Raw genomic sequence first — 15,378 nt, forward strand, 5'->3', positions numbered from 1 at the left:
CAGGCTGGATCACGGCGATCCTCGCTCGTGCCCCCTGAGCAACGGCTTTGCACGACCGATCCGGCCGCCGAGCCGGCCCACCACGGCGAGTCCGCGCCGCTCGCCGATCTCGTCGAACACGGCGTGCGCGGCGTCGAGCTCGGCCGCGGCGCCCTCGGTGTCGCCGAGGCGAAGTCGCAGTCCGGCCAGGAGTGCGTGCTCCCACCCCACGGAGCGGTACGTGGACGGGACGGCCGCGAGCGACAAGGCCCGCTCGACGGCGTCGGCGGCGCGGTCGAGCTGCCCGGAGAGGACCTCGACCGCGGCGAGGTTGTCCAGTGCTCCGGATCGACCGGGGAGGTCGCCGGATCCCTCCAGCAGCCGCCAGGCCTCGCCGGCCAGGGAGCGCGCTCGCGACGCTCTCCCGAGAGCGGCCTCGGAGACGGCGAGGCCGGTCAGTGCGATCGCGGTGCCGCGCTGGTCCTGGATGCCGGCACGCAGGTCGACCGCGGACGTGAAGCACCCGCGACTCGATTCCGGGTCGCCCATCTCCCGCAGGAGGTGGCCACGCTGGACCTGGACGTGGGCCTGGCCCGCCCTGTCATCGAGAGCACGGAAGGTCCGCCCGGCCCGGTCGAGTGCGGCCGTTGCTGCTGCGTACCGCGCGTCCATGCGCTCGGCCGCTGCCAGCGTGGACCACACGTATCCCGTCGCCTGCGCCACGCCGACTCGTCGCCCGGCGAGCATGGTCTCCTCGAAGACCGGGAAGTGCAGACTCCTCGCGTGCCCCACGGAGAACGCCAACGAGCACACGGGGAAGAACGGCGGGGCGTCGTGGGGCATCCGGTCCAAGAGGGTCACGGCCTGCAGGCCGGTGGCGAGCGCGGCCTCGATGTCGCCCCGGCTGAGGTCGAGCAGGGAGCGCAGGTGATGGTGCGCGGCCGACGCACCGGGAGACGCCGCCACCAGGGGATCCGCTGCTGCGACGACCCGATCGGTGCGCGACCAGTCGCCGGCCAGCATCGTCAGCAGCGCCTCCTGCTGGAAGGTCTCGGCGGCGCGATCCGGATCGGCAAGTCCCCGGCCGATCGCCGCGATCTCGGCGCCGAGGTCGGCGGCGAGCGCCGCGCGCCCGAGCCGGACCTCGAAGACGGCCATCGCGAACAGTCCGCGCGCCCGGAGATCGCCTCGGGTGGTCGACACATCCAGCGCGCGGGACAGCCACCGACGCCCCTCGGCGTGCATGCCGCGCGCCAGCAGGAGGCGCCACGCGGCGAGTACCGCTTCCAGAGCGCCGTCAGGGTTCTCGTGCAGAGCGGTTTCCAGCGCCACGCGCAGGTTCTCCAGCTCGAGCGCGAACCACGCGTCCGGCTCGCGGGCGATCGGCCCGTTGCGCTCGGCGTCCAGCACCGCTGCGCGCCGGACGTACCACAGCGCATGGACGCGCATCAGCTCCGCGGCCTCGCCGGCATCGGCCAGGCGCCGGGCGGCATACTGCCGGACCACCTCGAGGAGCCGGAAGCGAGCCTCGGCTGCGGGACTCGTGTCTGCGACCACGAGCGACTTGTCGACCAAGCCGGCGAGGACGTCGCGGACCTCCCGCGACAGGCCACCGGCACAGGCATCTTCCGCGGCGACGAGGCTGAATCCGCCGGCGAAGACTGACAGCCGGCGCAGGAGGACCTGCTCGTCCGGCTCGAGCAGGTCGTGGCTCCAGTCGAGCGTCGCCTCGAGGGTGACCTGGCGGTCCGGCGCACGTCGTGTCCTGCCGGTGAGGGTCGTCAGGGCGTCGTCGAGCAGCCCGGCGATCTCTGCCGGGGCGAGGTGGGCGGCGCGCGCGGCGGCGAACTCCAACGCCAGCGGGATGCCGTCCAGGCGACGACAGATGCGAGCCACGGCTGTCGCGTTCGACGCGTCCAGACGAAACTGCGGCGCCACCTCGACGGCCCGCCGCACGAAGAGCTGGACCGACTCGTGCTGGGCCGTCGCCGCCGGGTCGACCGCCCGTCCGGCGTCGGGAAGACCCAGCGAAGGGACGCGCCAGACCACCTCGCCGGGGAGGTGCAGAGGCTCGCGGCTCGTCGCCAGGACGAGGAGCCCCGTGCTGCGCGCGAGCATCGCCTCGACCAGCACGGCGGTGGCGTCGAGCACGTGCTCGCAGTTGTCGAGGACCACGGACAGTCGCCGCTCAGCCACGAGGTCGGCGACCGCGGCGGGACGGACGGCCGCGTCGAGCGAGGTCAGTCCGAGAGCGGCCGCGACGGTCGACGTCACGTGGGCGCCGTCCCTCAGGCCGGAGAGGTCGGCGAACCACACGCCGTCCGGGAAGGCCGGCGAGGTCGTCAGCTGGCGGGCCAGCTCGACGGTCAGTCGAGTCTTGCCCACCCCGCCCGGGCCGCTCAGGGTGAGCAGCCGGGTCCGGTCCACCAGCGCGTGCAGCTCGGCCAGCTCCCGGTGGCGACCCACGAACGTGGTCGCGGCGACCGGGAGGTTGGTGGCGGCTCGGTGGGCGAGCGGGACCTGCCCGGCGAGCACCCGCCGCTGCAGCTCGACGGTCGCCGGCTCGGGAGACGATCCGTACCGGTCCTCCAGCGTCGACCGCAGCGACTCGTAGGCCTCGATCGCGTCCCAGTGCCGACCGGTCGCGTCGAGAGCCCGGATCAGGGTCCGCTGACGCCTCTCGTCCGTGGCGTGAGCGGCGGCCGAGGCCTGGAGCAGACGGACCGCCTCCTCTGCCCGGCCCGCGTCGACCAGGGCCTCGGCCAGGACGCCCTCGACTGCTGCGCGGAGCCGGTCGAGCCGGCGTCGGGGCTCGTCGGCCCAGTCCTCGAACCGGTCCTCCGGCAGGAGGTCAGCGCCGAAGCGGTCGAGCACCGCCTGGCAGTCCTCCGCCCGACCGGACTCCAGCGCCGCACGCGCCGCTGCCTCGAAGTCCTGGACGTCGGTCTGCACGGCCCCGACGCGGCCGAGCGTGAGGATGTCGTCGTGCAGGCGCAGCAGCTCGGGGCTGCCCCCGGCCGACCCGAGGGCGCGCCGCGCCGCGTGCAGCGCCTGGTGAAGGTTGTTGGCCGCCGCCGCCCGGTCGAGACCCGGCCAGAGCGTCTCGGTCACCACGTCCCGATGGATCCGGTGCCCCTCGGCGAGCGCCAGCAGCTTGACCAGCGACTTGGCCCGGTGCAACCGCCACGAGTCCAGGACCGGTTGGTCTCCGACGCGGACGTCGAAGCCCCCCAGCAGATTCACCCGGAGGGGCACCGTGCTTCCGGGCGCGTCCGCCCTCATTCGTGCAGTGTGCTGCACGGGATGCGTCGGCAACAGACCTCCGGTGATCACCGACGCCGATCGCCCGAGGAGCGTGCCACGATGCCCCGGTGACACGCAGCCAGAAGCCGAGCGGCCTCACCGACGTCCGCGAGACCCCACGCGCCAGGCACGGCACCCGGACCGCTCTGACGCTCGGGGCGTTGGGGGTGGTCTTCGGGGACATCGGCACGAGCCCGCTGTACGCGCTCCAGACGGTCTTCAGCATCGACCACAACTCTGTCCTGCCGACGCCCGGCGACGTGTACGGCGTGATCTCGATGGTGTTCTGGTCCATCGCCGTCATCGTGTCGGTGAAGTACGTCACGCTGGTCATGCGGGCCGACAACGACGGCGAGGGCGGCATCCTCGCGCTGGTCGCGCTGCTGCGCGAGAAGCTCGCGGACCGGCGTCGGCTCGCGGTGGCCATGGTACTGGGCATGTTCGGTGCGGCGCTGTTCTACGGCGACAGCGTGATCACGCCGGCGATCTCGGTCATGTCGGCGTTCGAGGGCGTCGTTGTCGCCAACCCGTCCTTCGAGCGGCTCGTGCTGCCTGCCTCTGTCGCGGTCCTCACGGTGTTGTTCGTCGTTCAGCGGCACGGCACCGAGGTGGTCGGACGGGCGTTCGGACCCGTGATGGCACTCTGGTTCGTCGTCCTGGCCGCCCTGGGTGTGCCGCACATCGCCCAGAACCCGGCGATCCTGCGCGCACTGTCCCCGACCTACGCGATCACCTTCGTCGTCGAGCACCCGTTCATCGCGTTCATCGCCATGGGCGCCGTCGTGCTGACGATCACCGGAGCGGAGGCGCTCTACGCCGACATGGGCCACTTCGGGGCCGCGCCGATCCGGATGGGCTGGTACGCCGTCGTCTTCCCGGCCCTGACGCTGAACTACCTCGGGCAGGGAGCGATGATCCTGGACGACCCCGGCACGATCGACAACCCGTTCTTCCACCTCGCACCGTCCTGGGCGACCCTGCCGCTGGTCGCGCTGGCGACCCTGGCGACCGTGATCGCGTCGCAGGCCGTCATCTCCGGGGCGTACTCGGTCTCCCGGCAGGCCGTCCGCCTCGGCCTGCTCCCGCGACTGTCGGTACGGCAGACGTCACGCCACGCCGGCGGGCAGATCTACGTCCCGGCGATCAACTGGATCCTGTTCCTCGGCGTGCTCGTCCTGATCCTGGCGTTCCGCAGCTCGAGCCGGCTGGCCACCGCCTACGGCCTGGCCGTCACCGGGACGCTGCTGCTGACCAGCCTGCTGTTCCTGCTGCTCGCGAAGCGGGTGTGGCACTGGGCGATGTGGAAGGTCGTCGCGTACGGGGTCGTCGTCCTCGGCCTGGAGGTCGTCTTCCTCGCGGCCAACATCACCAAGATCGTCAGCGGCGGCTGGCTCCCCCTGCTCATCGCGGCGATCGTGGTGACGCTCATGACGACGTGGCGCGCGGGTGCCGAGCGGCTCCTCGCCCGGCGCAGCGAGCTGGAGGGGCCGCTCGACGGCTTCGTGGCGATGATCCGAGACAGCGGTATCCCGCGGGTGCCCGGACTGGCCGTGTTCCCCCACCCGAACAAGCTGACGGCTCCGCTCGCGCTCCGCTCGCACGTCGCGTTCAACCGCGTCCTGCACGAGCAGGTCGTCATCGTGCAGATCGTCAACGAGAACGTCCCGCACATCCGGCACGTCGACCGCGTCGTCGTCGACGACCTCGGCTACGCCGACGACGGCATCGTGCACGTCTGCGTGCGCGTCGGGTTCAACGACAGCCAGGACATCCCGCGGGGTCTGGCGCTGGCGGTCGGCCAGAGTCCCGAGCTCTCGTTCGACGTCGACGACGCGCACTACTTCCTGTCGGTCCTCACCGTGCACGTCGGCGGAGTCCCCCATCGGCGGGGCTGGCGTGCGCGGCTCTTCGTCTGGATGTCGCGCAACGCGGCGAGCCGCGCCGAGGCGTTCCACCTGCCACCCGAGCGGACCGTGATCATGGGCGCCAACGTCGACCTGTAGCCCGCGAGGCTCCCACCGCCCGACGCCCGGGCGGTGGGACCTCGGCCGGTGGCGTCAGAGAGCGCGCGCCACGCCCCCGCGCCAGACGGTGCGCAGCGCCAACGTGTCGGCGATGTCGGTGGTCGGGTCCCCGTCGACCAGCAGCAGGTCCGCGCGCAGGCCGGGGGCGATCCGGCCGCGGTCGTCGAGCCCGAACCGGCGCGCGGGCACCGAGGTGGCGGCCCGCAGCGCCTCCACCGGGGTGAGGCCGGCGCGGACGAGGAGCTGCAGCTCGTGGTGCACGCTCGCCCCGTGGGCGACGCCCCCCAGGTACGGGACGGGCACGGAGGCGTCCGAGCCGACCAGCAGGTCGACGCCCGCGCGGTGCAGCGCGGCGACGGTGGCGAGGACGTCGTCGAGGTTGCCCGCGGGGTACCGGGCGATGCTCGACCTCAGGGCGGCGAGCCAGGCCGGGTCCAGGCGTGAGGAGACCCGCGGGTCCGCGGCGAACGCCTCGCCGGTGAGCCCCATCATCGACGCGTCGAGCACGATGCAGGGCACGACGAACGCGTTCGCGGCGGCCAGGGCGGCGACGACCTCGGGAGTGTGCGGTCGGTCCATGAACACGTGGGTCAGCCCGTCAACGCCCGCCTGGACGGCGGACATCGTGGCGTCGACAGTCAGCGCGTGCGCGACGACGATCCGGTCGAGGCGGTGCGCCTCGGCGACGGCCGCGTCCACGGTCGCCTGGTCGAGGCACGGGAGGCCGGGGTGCCCTTCGACGGTCCCGTCGTCGATCATCACCTTGATGTAGTCCGATCCGGCCTCGACCAGCCGCGGGATCCAGGCGACGGCTTCCTCGGGTGTCGTCACGAACGGCATGACCGGGGCGGGTCCGTCGCCGCGCGGCGGGCCGCCGGGGCGCTCGCCGGCGGGGAACAGCTCGGACGGGTGCCCGCCCGGGGGCGTGAGGGCGAAGCCCGACGAACGCACGTCGGCGAGGCCGGGGTCGGCCCCGACCCGCCGCTGCGCGTCGCCGGTCATGGCACCCTGCATCTCGAGCTCCGTCGTGACGCCGAACCGCAGGGCCTGGGCGAGCGCCGGTGCGGACGTGTGGACGTGCGCGTCGATGAGGCCGGGCACCAGGGTGGCACCGCGGGCGTCCACCACGTCGGCCTGCGACGGGACGGGGCCGCCGACGTCGACGATGCGGTCGTCCTCGAGGGTGACGGTGGTCGCGTCGAGCACGTGCTGGCCGTCGAAGACCCGGGCGTGGGTGATGCTGGTGATCAAGGAAGCCTCCTCAGTAGATGCATGACGATATGCACATATGTGCGTGAACGCAAGTATCGCGCTATCGTCGTGCCATGGAGACCGACCGAGAAGCCGAGAAGCCGACGGAGCTGGACCTCTGGGACGAGGACCACCTCCTGGACGAGGTGGGAGCCGCGTTCTCCCGGCTGCGCCGACGGACCACCCAGGTCAGCGTCGACCCGGCGCCGAGCCGCAAGGATCTCAACCGCAACCTCGTGCTCAACATCGTCGACGAGGCGTCCGACGAGATGACCGTCGGCGGCCTCGCGGAGCAGCTGGGCATCGACCCCTCGGCCGCCAGCAGGGCCGTCTCCGACTGCATCGCGGCGGGCCTGCTCGAGCGCCGCGCCTCCCAGCTCGACGGCCGGCGCACGGTCCTGTCGATCACCGCCGAGGGCGACGCCCTGCGCGCGCGATTCCGGCGCCAGCAGCGGGCGGCGTTCGTGCAGATCACCGGTGACTGGTCCGACGACGACCGCCTCACGTTCGCCCGACTGCTCGTGCGGTACGACCGGGCGACAGCCCGCCTGACCGACTGACGCACCCCGAGTTCAACCGACGTCGAGCAACTGCTGGCCGATCGGCCACCGATGCATCGCGAGCGGACAGCGCGCCGGCGTGACCCAACGCACAGCGACACACAACTTGCAGTCGTGCAATAATGCAGTCATGCAAACAACCGAGATGGGGCTTCGCGAGCGCAAGCGCGTCGAGACCCGGCACCGCATCGCGGACGCCGCGCTCGACCTGACGCTCGAGCACGGCCTCGAGGGCGCCACCGTCGAGGCCATCAGCGCCGCGGCCGGCGTGTCCCCGCGCACGTTCTTCAACTACTTCGACTCGAAGGACGACGCGGTGCTCAATGCGCCCGACGCGCGGGAGATCGACCGGATGGTCGCTGCCGTCGTGGCGACCGGCGAGAGCCTGAGCCTGCGCGAGGTCGCCGTGCGCTTCTTCGTCGAGCAGATCCGCTCGAGCTTGCAGGCGGGAGCGCATCGCGACGAGCGGCGTGCGCTGCTCCGTCGCCACCCCCACCTGTTCGCCGCGGCGTTCCGCCAGCTCGGGGACACCCAGGAGGCGTTCGCCGCCGCCCTGGTCCAGATCGCCGCCGCCCGCGCGGTCGGCACGGACCAGGACACGGCGTGGGCAGATGTCGCCGTCACCGCCGCGGCCGTCGCCGTGCGTGGCGCCATGAAAGAGGCGGCCGCAGCGCCGGAGCCCGCCACCGCAGACCAGATCGAGGAGCGCGCGAACGCGCTCCTGACCACAGCATGGGAGAACCTCACGTGACCACGACCACCGCGGCAGCCGAACGGGCGCCGCAGACCCCCTCGCAGCCGGCGAGCGGGACGTCCCACAAGGGCGTCCTGCTGGTGTTCGCCGGCCTGCTCATCGCGATGCTGCTGGCGTCGCTCGACCAGATGATCTTCTCGACCGCACTGCCGACGATCGTCGGTGAGCTGCACGGCGTCGAGCACATGGTGTGGATCACGACGGCCTACATCCTGGCCTCCACCATCGTCATGCCCGTCTACGGCAAGCTCGGCGACCTCGTCGGCCGCAAGTGGCTGTTCGTCAGCGCGATCGGCATCTTCCTCGTCGGCTCCGTGATCGGCGGCCTCTCGCACTCCATGGGCAGCCTCATCGTGGGCCGCGCGGTCCAGGGCCTCGGCGGCGGCGGGCTCATGATCCTGGCGCTGGCGATCATCGCCGACGTCGTGCCCGCCCGTGAGCGCGGCCGGTACAGCGGGATCATGGGCGCGGTGTTCGCCGTGTCCTCGGTCGCCGGTCCCCTGCTCGGCGGCTTCTTCACCGAGGGCCCCGGCTGGCGCTGGGCGTTCTGGATGAACGTGCCGCTCGGCATCCTGGCGATCGTCTCGGCCATCAAGTTCATCCACCTGCCGAAGCGCGTCCAGGTCAAGCCTCGCCTGGACTACGCGGGCATGGTCCTCATCGCCATCGCGAGCACCTGCATCGTGCTGACCACCACCTGGGCCGGCTCCACGTACGACTGGGCATCGCCGCAGATCATCGGCCTGATCGCCGGTGCGATCGTGGCCGCAGTCGCCTTCGTGTACGTCGAGAGCCGCGCCGCCGAGCCGATCATGCCGCTCGCCCTGTTCCGCAACCGGAACTTCAACGTCGCCACCCTCGGCGGGCTGCTGACCGGCATCTCGATGTTCGGCGCGATGGCGTTCCTGCCGACGTACCTGCAGATGGTCACCGGTTCGAGCGCCACCGAGGCCGGACTGCTGATGGTCCCGATGATGCTCGGCATGCTGCTGACGTCCGTGATCACCGGCATCGCGATCTCGCGCACCGGGAAGTACAAGTGGTACCCGGTCGTGGGCATGTCGTTCGTCGCCGTGGGCCTGCTGCTGCTCTCCACGATGACTCCCGGCCTGGCCGTCTGGGTCATCTGCGCGTACACCGCGATCATGGGCGTGGGGCTCGGCATGACCATGCAGAACCTCGTGCTCGTCGTGCAGAACTCGTTCTCGATGAAGGTCGTCGGCACGGCGACGTCGTCGAACAACTACTTCCGCCAGATCGGCGCGTCCGTCGGTTCCGCCGTCGTGGGGTCGCTGTTCGCGACGAACCTCGCCCACCTGCTGACCCAGCGCCTCCCAGCCTCCGGGGCGGGCGACACGGGCAGCTTCACGCCGGACCTGGTGCACAACCTGCCCGACCAGGTGCGCGAGATCATCGTCGGCGCCTACAACGACGCCCTCACGCCGGTGTTCCTCTACATGGTTCCGCTCGCGATCCTCGCCGCCGTCGTGCTCGTGTTCATCAAGCACAAGCCGCTGGCCACGTCGATCGACCTCGAGGTCGAGCCGGTGGCCGTCGACGACGCGACGTCCGGTGCACTGGGCACCGATGCTGAGCTCGACGACGAGATCGACGCCCTCACCCGCGAGGCGCGGTACGCCGAGCTGGCGACCACCTCGTCCTGAGTCTGGAGAACGGCCCCGCACCGCCGGCATCGGCGGAGCGGGGCCGTTCGGCTGTCCCCCGGTCGATGATCAGTGCGGGGCCCGGTAGAAGTTCCGCTCCCACCGATGACGCCGGATCACCGCGCGCTGCGTGTCCGTCAGCCGGCGACCGTCGCTCGTGGCGGCGTTGCGCTCGACGTTGCGCACGGTGCGCATGCCCGCGATCACCGTGGACACGGCGGGGTGGTCGAGGACGTAGCGCAGGGCGGTGTCGGGCAGCTCGTCGGCTGCGATGCCCAGGTCGCCGACGAGAGCGGCGACGTGCCGCTCGACCTGCGCCGGTCGGTCCCCTCCGAAGAAGGTGGTGCGGAAGTCGCCCTCGGGGAACGTCGACCCCGCCGTGATGCGCCCGGTCAGTCCGCCCTCGTCGAGGGCGACGCGCACGATGACGCCGACGCCGTGCTCGGCACACGCGGGCAGCAGGTGCGCCTCCGGCTGCTGGTGCCAGGCGTTGTAGATGACCTGCACCGTGTCGACCGTGCCGCTGCGCACGAGCTCGAGCGCGTTCTCGGGCTCGTAGTCGTTGATCGAGACGCCGAAGAAGCGGATCTTGCCCTCCTGGCGCAGGTCGGCGATCGTCTCGAGCCAGTCCCCCTTGCCGACCCACTCGTCGCTCCAGACGTGGAGCTGCAGGACGTCGAACGCCTCGAGGCCGGACGCGGCGAGGCTGGTCTCGAGGCTCCGGCGGATGTGGCCGCCGGGGAACGTCTCGTCCGGGTGCAGGCCGTCGGGTGCCGGCCAGACCCCGTTCTTGGGCGGGACCTTGGTGGCGACGAGCACGTCCGGGTGGTCCCGCAGGACGCTGCCGACGATGCGCTCGCTCTCGCCGTAGCCGCGCGCGGTGTCGACGAAGGTGACGCCGAGCTCGATGGCGCGGTGCAGCGCCGCCACGGACTCGTCCTCGCGTGCGCCGACCCACCCGGTGGCGCCGATCCCCCACGCTCCGTAGCCGATCTCGGACACGGTCAGGCCGGTACGCCCCAGCTGGCGATGCTCCATCTGCGAACTCCTCTGTCTCGTTGTCTCAGGCGTCCCGGGCGAGGTGACGCCGGAGGAAGTCGTCCACGATGCCGAGCACCTCGTCCTGCCAGAACGGCGGGCCGCCGTGGTCGGCACCCCGGAGCTGATACAGCTCGACCGGCCCGCCGGCCTCGACCAGCGCGTCGTGGAGCAGCACGCTCTGGCCGAACGGCACGTACCTGTCCCTGCTGCCGTGCACGATCAGCACGGGAGGCAGGCCCCGCCGAGGTGCCAGGTGGTTCATGAGGATCGTCGGCTCGACCAGATCGGGCCGTCGCAGCACGTCGTGCCCGCCGATGAGCAGGCCCTCGGGGCTGGTCGGCTCGATGTGGTCCTGGACGGACGGCTCCTCGTGCATGCGCGAGATGTCGGTCGGCCCGTAGTAGTCGACGACGCACCGCACGCCCCGCGACTCGTCGTCGACCGGCTCGTCCGAGTACTCCTGCTCCCCGTCCGTCAGGGCGGTGAGCACGGCCGTGTGCGCCCCCGACGAGTCGCCCCACAGAGCCACCCGGTCGGGGTCGACGTGGAACTGCTCCGCGCGCCCGCGCAGGATGCGGAGCGCTGTGCGCGCGTCACGGACCTGGGCCGGGAAGGGTGCCAGCGTGGACGGCCGGTACTCGACGATCGCGACGACGTAGCCGCGCGCGGCGAACGCGGCGAGGGCCGGGAGCGACTGGCCGAGCGCCTGGTCCTTCCAGGCCGACCCCTGCACGAAGACGACCAGCGGGAACCTCGGACCGGGGCCAGCTCCGGTCGGGTCCTCCCGCATCGGCGGCACGACGACCTGCAGGTGCAGCGCACGCCCGGACTTGCGGGCGTACTCCACCCCGAGCACCGCCAAGCCGTGCCTCGGCGTGTGGTCGGCCGCCAGCACAGTCATCCCCTCGCTGCGCCTGGTGCTCTCGGGGAAGTCGGCTGCCCAGACCGACCTCGCCTCCACGAGCGAGGCACCGTCGGGTGCGTTCGTCATGTCTTCTCCGTCTCCCGAGGACCGGGGCTCGCTCAACCGCCCCTGCCGGTCGAGGCCGGCCTTGAGCATGGCAGTGGCGGCCCAGTGGTGCGGCCGGTCGCAGACGGTCGTCGCTCCGTGCGCGGTTCAGTCGTTCCAGGTGAACCGGACGTCGAGGTTCAGGAACGTGGGCGGCCCGTCGCACAGGGCCGCCATCTGAGCCGCGAACGCATCCGTCTCGGGACGGGCCGAGTTCTCCATCGCCGCCTCGTAGGAGTCGAACTCGACGATGTTGAGGTAGCGGCCCGGGTCGTCCCGATCGGCGGTCACCACCGCCCGGACCACCGCCGTGCCGCCCTGCGCCGCCCGGGCTTCCCGGTACGCGTCGCCCAACGCCTGGACCTCGTCGAGCCGCGAGGTCCGGAAGTCGATGATCTGCACGAACCGTGTCATGACGCACCTCCGTTCCTGCACAGAGTCCTCCGGCGCCGAACCCGGCGCCACCCTTGCCCTGGGCTGGTCACGCGTATAGCGTGCTGGTTGTGCGTATAGCGCGGGAGAGCGACCTGACCGCCCGGGCCCGGATCCGGGACGCGGCCATCGAGTGCTTCGCCCAGGAAGGCTTCGGAGCCTCGTTCCGGACGATCTCTGCGCGAGCCGGCGTCTCCCCGGGACTCATCACGCACCACTTCGGGCCCAAGGAGGCCCTGCGCGAGGAGTGCGATGTCGAGGTCCTGCGCCGGTACCTCGAGATCAAGACCGACGCCGTCGACCGCCCGAGCGCCCACCTGCTCGACGGCCTCACCAACCCCGGGGCGTCGCCGACCGTGGTCGTCTACCTGCTGCGCGCCATCCACGCAGGCGGCCCGGCCGCGCGCAAGTTCCTCGACCGCCTCATGGACGACGCGCGCATCGTCATGAAGCAGAGCGTCGAGAGCGGCCTCGCGCGACCGTCACGGGACGAAGAGGCGCGGCTGCGGTACCTGACGTATCAGACGATGGGCGCGATGCTCGTGCGGTTCCTCACGACCGAGCACGCGACGCCGGAGGAGTTCGTCGCGTCGATGCGGGCGGCGGACGACGAGTTCATCCTGCCGATCCTCGAGGTCGGCACCGAGGGCTTCCTCGCGGACCGGTCCCTGCTCGACGACTACCTGCAGTACCTCTGGGAGCCGCCGGACCGTCAGGACGCCACCCCGTCCTGACCCTCCCCGAAGGAAGAAGCACGCTCATGACCAGCATCGACAACGCCATCGAGGTCGAGGGGCTCACCAAGAGCTTCGGCCGGGTGCACGCTCTGCGCGGGCTCGACCTGACCGTCCCGACCGGCCAGGTGACGGGCTTCCTCGGCCCCAACGGCGCCGGCAAGTCGACGACCATCCGCATCCTGCTCGGCCTGCTGCGGGCCGACGGCGGCCGGGCGACCGTCCTCGGGGGCGACCCCTGGGCCGACGCGGTCGGCCTGCACCGGTCCATCGCCTACGTGCCGGGCGACGTGAACCTGTGGCCAAACCTCACCGGCGGTGAGGCGATCGACATCCTGGTGCGGCTCTCGGCACCGCTGGAGCCCGCCCGCAAGCACGCCATGCTCGAGCGCTTCGAGCTCGACCCGACCAAGAAGGCCCGCGCCTACTCCAAGGGCAACCGCCAGAAGGTCGCGCTGGTCGCGGCGCTCGCCTCCCGGGCCGAGCTCCTCGTGCTCGACGAGCCGACGTCCGGCCTGGACCCCCTCATGGAGGCGGCCTTCACCGACTCGATCCGCGAGGTGAAGGCCGAGGGCCGGTCGGTGCTGCTCTCGAGCCACATCTTCGCGGAGGTCGAGAGGCTCGCCGACCGGGTGACGATCATCCGCGACGGCGTGACGGTCGAGGCCGGGACCATCGCCGAGCTGCGGCACCTCACGCGGTCGCAGGTGACCGTCGGCATCGACGGCGGCGCCGACCGGCTCGCCGCGCTGCCGGGGGTGCACGACCTGCAGCAGACCGACGGGCACGTCACCTTCGCGGTCGACGACGCCGAGCTGTCGACCATCCTGGCAACGGTCGCGACCCTGCGACCACGGTCGCTCGTCGCCAACCCACCCTCGCTCGAGGAGCTGTTCCTGCGCCACTACGGGGACGCGATCACCGCGCCGGAGACCGCCGGAGCGGCAGCCGTCGAGGGGGTGCCCTCATGACCGCGACCGCAACCCGCTCCCCCGCACCGGCCGCTGCCAGACTGTCGCGGACGCCCGCGGACGCGTTCGCCGGGCTCGGCACGACTATCMGCCTGGTCGTCCGGCGCAACCGCGTGCGGCTCGTGGTGTGGGTGTACGTGGTGGTCGGCCTGTTCGCGTACGTCGGCGCGTACTACCGGAGCCTCTTCGACACCCAGCAGGCGCTCGACGACTTCGCCGCTCTGTCCAACACCCCGGCGATCCGCGCGCTCACGGGCCTCGCCGCCGCCCCGGACACGCTCGGCGGCGCCGTCTGGACGAAGATCTGGATGACGTGCACCCTCGCCCTGGCGTTCGGCGTCGCATTCCTCGTGACGCGCAGCGGCCGGGCTGACGAGGAGCTCGGCCGCACCGAGCTCCTCCGTGCACGCATGCTCGGCCTGCACGCGTACTCGACCGCGTCGTGGCTGGTCAACGCCGTGCTGTGCCTCGTGTGCGGCATCGGGGTCACCGCCGCGTCGATCCTGCTCGGGCTCGACCCGGCGGGCGCCGGCATCACGGGCTCGCTGGTGGTCGGCGCATCGATCACGGGCGTCGCGGCCGTCGCGCTCGGCGTCGCAGCGGTGGCCAACCAGGTGGCGACGACCTCGCGCGGTGCCAACACGATCGCGTCGGTGGTGCTCGGCATCTTCTACGTGCTGCGCATGCTGGGCGACCTCGGCGACGGGCGGCTGACGTGGCTCTCGCCGATCGGCTGGGGCCAGGAGATGCAGCCCTGGGGCGCGAACCGCTGGTGGGTGCTCGCCCTCCTGCTCGGCGTGGCCGCCGTGCTCTGTCTCGTGGCACTGCGGCTCGAGGCCAGGCGCGATCTCGGCGGCGGGCTCGTCGCCGAGCGCCCGGGACCGGCGGGCGCGCCCGTCCGCTACGCCTCGCCGCTCGGGCTGGCGCTGCGGCTGCAGCGTGGGCCGGTCATCGGCTGGAGCCTGACCGTCGCACTGGCGGCCCTGATGTTCGGGAGCGTCGTCCAGGCGATGACCGACCTGCTCGACGACGCGAACGACCAGACCGCGGCGATCATCGGCGGGACCGGCATCGATCCGTTGCTAGCCCTCCTGGTCGAGCTGGTCGCGTTGATCGTGACCGTCTTCGCGGTCCAGTCGGCCGTGGCCCTGCGCAGCGACGAGGCGGCCGGCATGGCCGAGCTCCAGCTGGCCGGGGCGATGTCGCGCGCACGGTGGGCAGCCGGGCGGCTCGCCATCCCGGTGGTCGGTTCGGCGGTCCTGCTCGTCGTCGGCGGTGCCCTGTTCGGGTCGGCCTACGGCGCGTCCGTCGGCGAATCCGGGCATGCCGGGTCGCTCGCGCTAGCGGCGCTCGCGTACTGGCCGGCGGTCATGGTCCTCGTCGGCGTCGCCGTCGCCCTCTTCGGCTGGGTGCCGCGCGCCGCGATCGCCGGCCCGTGGGCGGTGCTCGGGGCGATGTGGGTGATCGTCATCGCCGGCGACGCGCTGCACCTGCCGAGCTGGCTGCTCAACGCGCTGCCGTTCTCGGCGACGCCGTACCAGCCCGCCGAGCCGTTCACGTGGGCGCCGGTCCTCGCCCTCACGCTCGTCGCGGTCGCGCTGTTCGCGCTGGGGGTGGGTCGCTTCTCGCGGCGGGACACTCAGCCGGCCTGACGTC

12 protein-coding genes are annotated in these 15,378 nt (G+C 72.0%); 7 read left to right on the forward strand and 5 right to left on the reverse strand.

Translation table 11 applies throughout. The annotated features are described in order from the left end of the window. Window positions 1–9: 9 nt before the first annotated feature. Window positions 10–3,222, reverse strand: coding sequence for a BTAD domain-containing putative transcriptional regulator (locus tag ACXJKA_RS13765; RefSeq protein WP_456825770.1), 3,213 nt, complete (start codon window positions 3,220–3,222; stop codon window positions 10–12). Between the two features lie 128 nt (window positions 3,223–3,350). Here ACXJKA_RS13765 and ACXJKA_RS13770 point away from each other — a divergent pair, with 128 nt between their 5' ends. Then, window positions 3,351–5,285 (forward strand): potassium transporter Kup, encoded by a 1,935-nt coding sequence (locus tag ACXJKA_RS13770; RefSeq protein ID WP_456825771.1) that lies wholly within the window; start codon window positions 3,351–3,353, stop codon window positions 5,283–5,285. A gap of 54 nt (window positions 5,286–5,339) precedes the next feature. On the opposite strand, the gene ACXJKA_RS13775 is transcribed toward ACXJKA_RS13770, so the two are convergent. Then, complete coding sequence (locus tag ACXJKA_RS13775) at window positions 5,340–6,557, reverse strand: amidohydrolase family protein (protein WP_456825772.1); 1,218 nt, start codon at window positions 6,555–6,557, stop codon at window positions 5,340–5,342. 74 nt (window positions 6,558–6,631) lie between these two features. On the opposite strand from ACXJKA_RS13775, the gene ACXJKA_RS13780 reads away from it, so the two are divergent. The 3 genes from ACXJKA_RS13780 to ACXJKA_RS13790 all read left to right on the forward strand — a co-directional run bounded on the left by ACXJKA_RS13780 (window position 6,632) and on the right by ACXJKA_RS13790 (window position 9,535). Continuing rightward, complete coding sequence (locus ACXJKA_RS13780) at window positions 6,632–7,117, forward strand: MarR family winged helix-turn-helix transcriptional regulator (protein ID WP_456825773.1); 486 nt, start codon at window positions 6,632–6,634, stop codon at window positions 7,115–7,117. A 130-nt stretch (window positions 7,118–7,247) separates the two neighbouring features. Then, a complete protein-coding gene (locus tag ACXJKA_RS13785; RefSeq protein WP_456825774.1) occupies window positions 7,248–7,868 on the forward strand; it encodes a TetR/AcrR family transcriptional regulator in 621 nt (206 codons plus the stop codon). After that, window positions 7,865–9,535 carry an MDR family MFS transporter gene (locus ACXJKA_RS13790; protein ID WP_456825775.1) on the forward strand — a complete coding sequence of 557 codons (1,671 nt, stop codon included), beginning with the start codon at window positions 7,865–7,867 and terminating at the stop codon, window positions 9,533–9,535. The genes ACXJKA_RS13785 and ACXJKA_RS13790 overlap by 4 nt, the downstream gene beginning before the upstream one ends. Before the next feature lie 69 nt (window positions 9,536–9,604). On the opposite strand, the gene ACXJKA_RS13795 is transcribed toward ACXJKA_RS13790, so the two are convergent. The 3 genes from ACXJKA_RS13795 to ACXJKA_RS13805 all read right to left on the reverse strand — a co-directional run bounded on the left by ACXJKA_RS13795 (window position 9,605) and on the right by ACXJKA_RS13805 (window position 11,999). After that, window positions 9,605–10,573, reverse strand: coding sequence for an aldo/keto reductase (locus tag ACXJKA_RS13795; protein ID WP_456825776.1), 969 nt, complete (start codon window positions 10,571–10,573; stop codon window positions 9,605–9,607). A 25-nt stretch (window positions 10,574–10,598) separates the two neighbouring features. Beyond that, on the reverse strand, window positions 10,599–11,567 hold the full coding sequence (locus ACXJKA_RS13800; RefSeq protein ID WP_456825777.1) for an alpha/beta hydrolase fold domain-containing protein: 969 nt from the start codon (window positions 11,565–11,567) through the stop codon (window positions 10,599–10,601). 126 nt (window positions 11,568–11,693) lie between these two features. After that, complete coding sequence (locus ACXJKA_RS13805) at window positions 11,694–11,999, reverse strand: putative quinol monooxygenase (RefSeq protein ID WP_456825778.1); 306 nt, start codon at window positions 11,997–11,999, stop codon at window positions 11,694–11,696. A gap of 89 nt (window positions 12,000–12,088) precedes the next feature. Between ACXJKA_RS13805 and ACXJKA_RS13810 the strand changes: the two genes are divergently transcribed. Genes ACXJKA_RS13810 through ACXJKA_RS13820 form a run of 3 tightly spaced genes read left to right on the forward strand, consistent with a single transcriptional unit; the run spans window position 12,089 to window position 15,374 of the window. Next, window positions 12,089–12,751: a TetR family transcriptional regulator gene (locus ACXJKA_RS13810; protein ID WP_456825779.1), complete on the forward strand. Its 663-nt coding sequence runs from the start codon at window positions 12,089–12,091 to the stop codon at window positions 12,749–12,751. Between the two features lie 26 nt (window positions 12,752–12,777). Continuing rightward, window positions 12,778–13,722: an ABC transporter ATP-binding protein gene (locus tag ACXJKA_RS13815; protein WP_456825780.1), complete on the forward strand. Its 945-nt coding sequence runs from the start codon at window positions 12,778–12,780 to the stop codon at window positions 13,720–13,722. Further along, a complete protein-coding gene (locus ACXJKA_RS13820; RefSeq protein ID WP_456825781.1) occupies window positions 13,719–15,374 on the forward strand; it encodes an ABC transporter permease in 1,656 nt (551 codons plus the stop codon). Before ACXJKA_RS13815 ends, ACXJKA_RS13820 begins: the two co-directional genes overlap by 4 nt. The last annotated feature ends 4 nt before the right edge of the window (window positions 15,375–15,378 follow it).

The organism is Cellulomonas sp. P5_E12, assembly GCF_054049315.1.

What these genes read in the sequence shown, in the direction of transcription:
- ACXJKA_RS13780 (WP_456825773.1), top strand. Translation starts at nt 6,632, where the DNA reads ATGGAGACCGACCGAGAAGCCGAGAAGCCGACGGAGCTGGACCTCTGG.
- ACXJKA_RS13785 (WP_456825774.1), top strand. Translation starts at nt 7,248, where the DNA reads ATGCAAACAACCGAGATGGGGCTTCGCGAGCGCAAGCGCGTCGAGACC.
- ACXJKA_RS13795 (WP_456825776.1), bottom strand. Translation starts at nt 10,573, where the DNA reads ATGGAGCATCGCCAGCTGGGGCGTACCGGCCTGACCGTGTCCGAGATC.
- ACXJKA_RS13800 (WP_456825777.1), bottom strand. Translation starts at nt 11,567, where the DNA reads ATGACGAACGCACCCGACGGTGCCTCGCTCGTGGAGGCGAGGTCGGTC.
- ACXJKA_RS13805 (WP_456825778.1), bottom strand. Translation starts at nt 11,999, where the DNA reads ATGACACGGTTCGTGCAGATCATCGACTTCCGGACCTCGCGGCTCGAC.
- ACXJKA_RS13815 (WP_456825780.1), top strand. Translation starts at nt 12,778, where the DNA reads ATGACCAGCATCGACAACGCCATCGAGGTCGAGGGGCTCACCAAGAGC.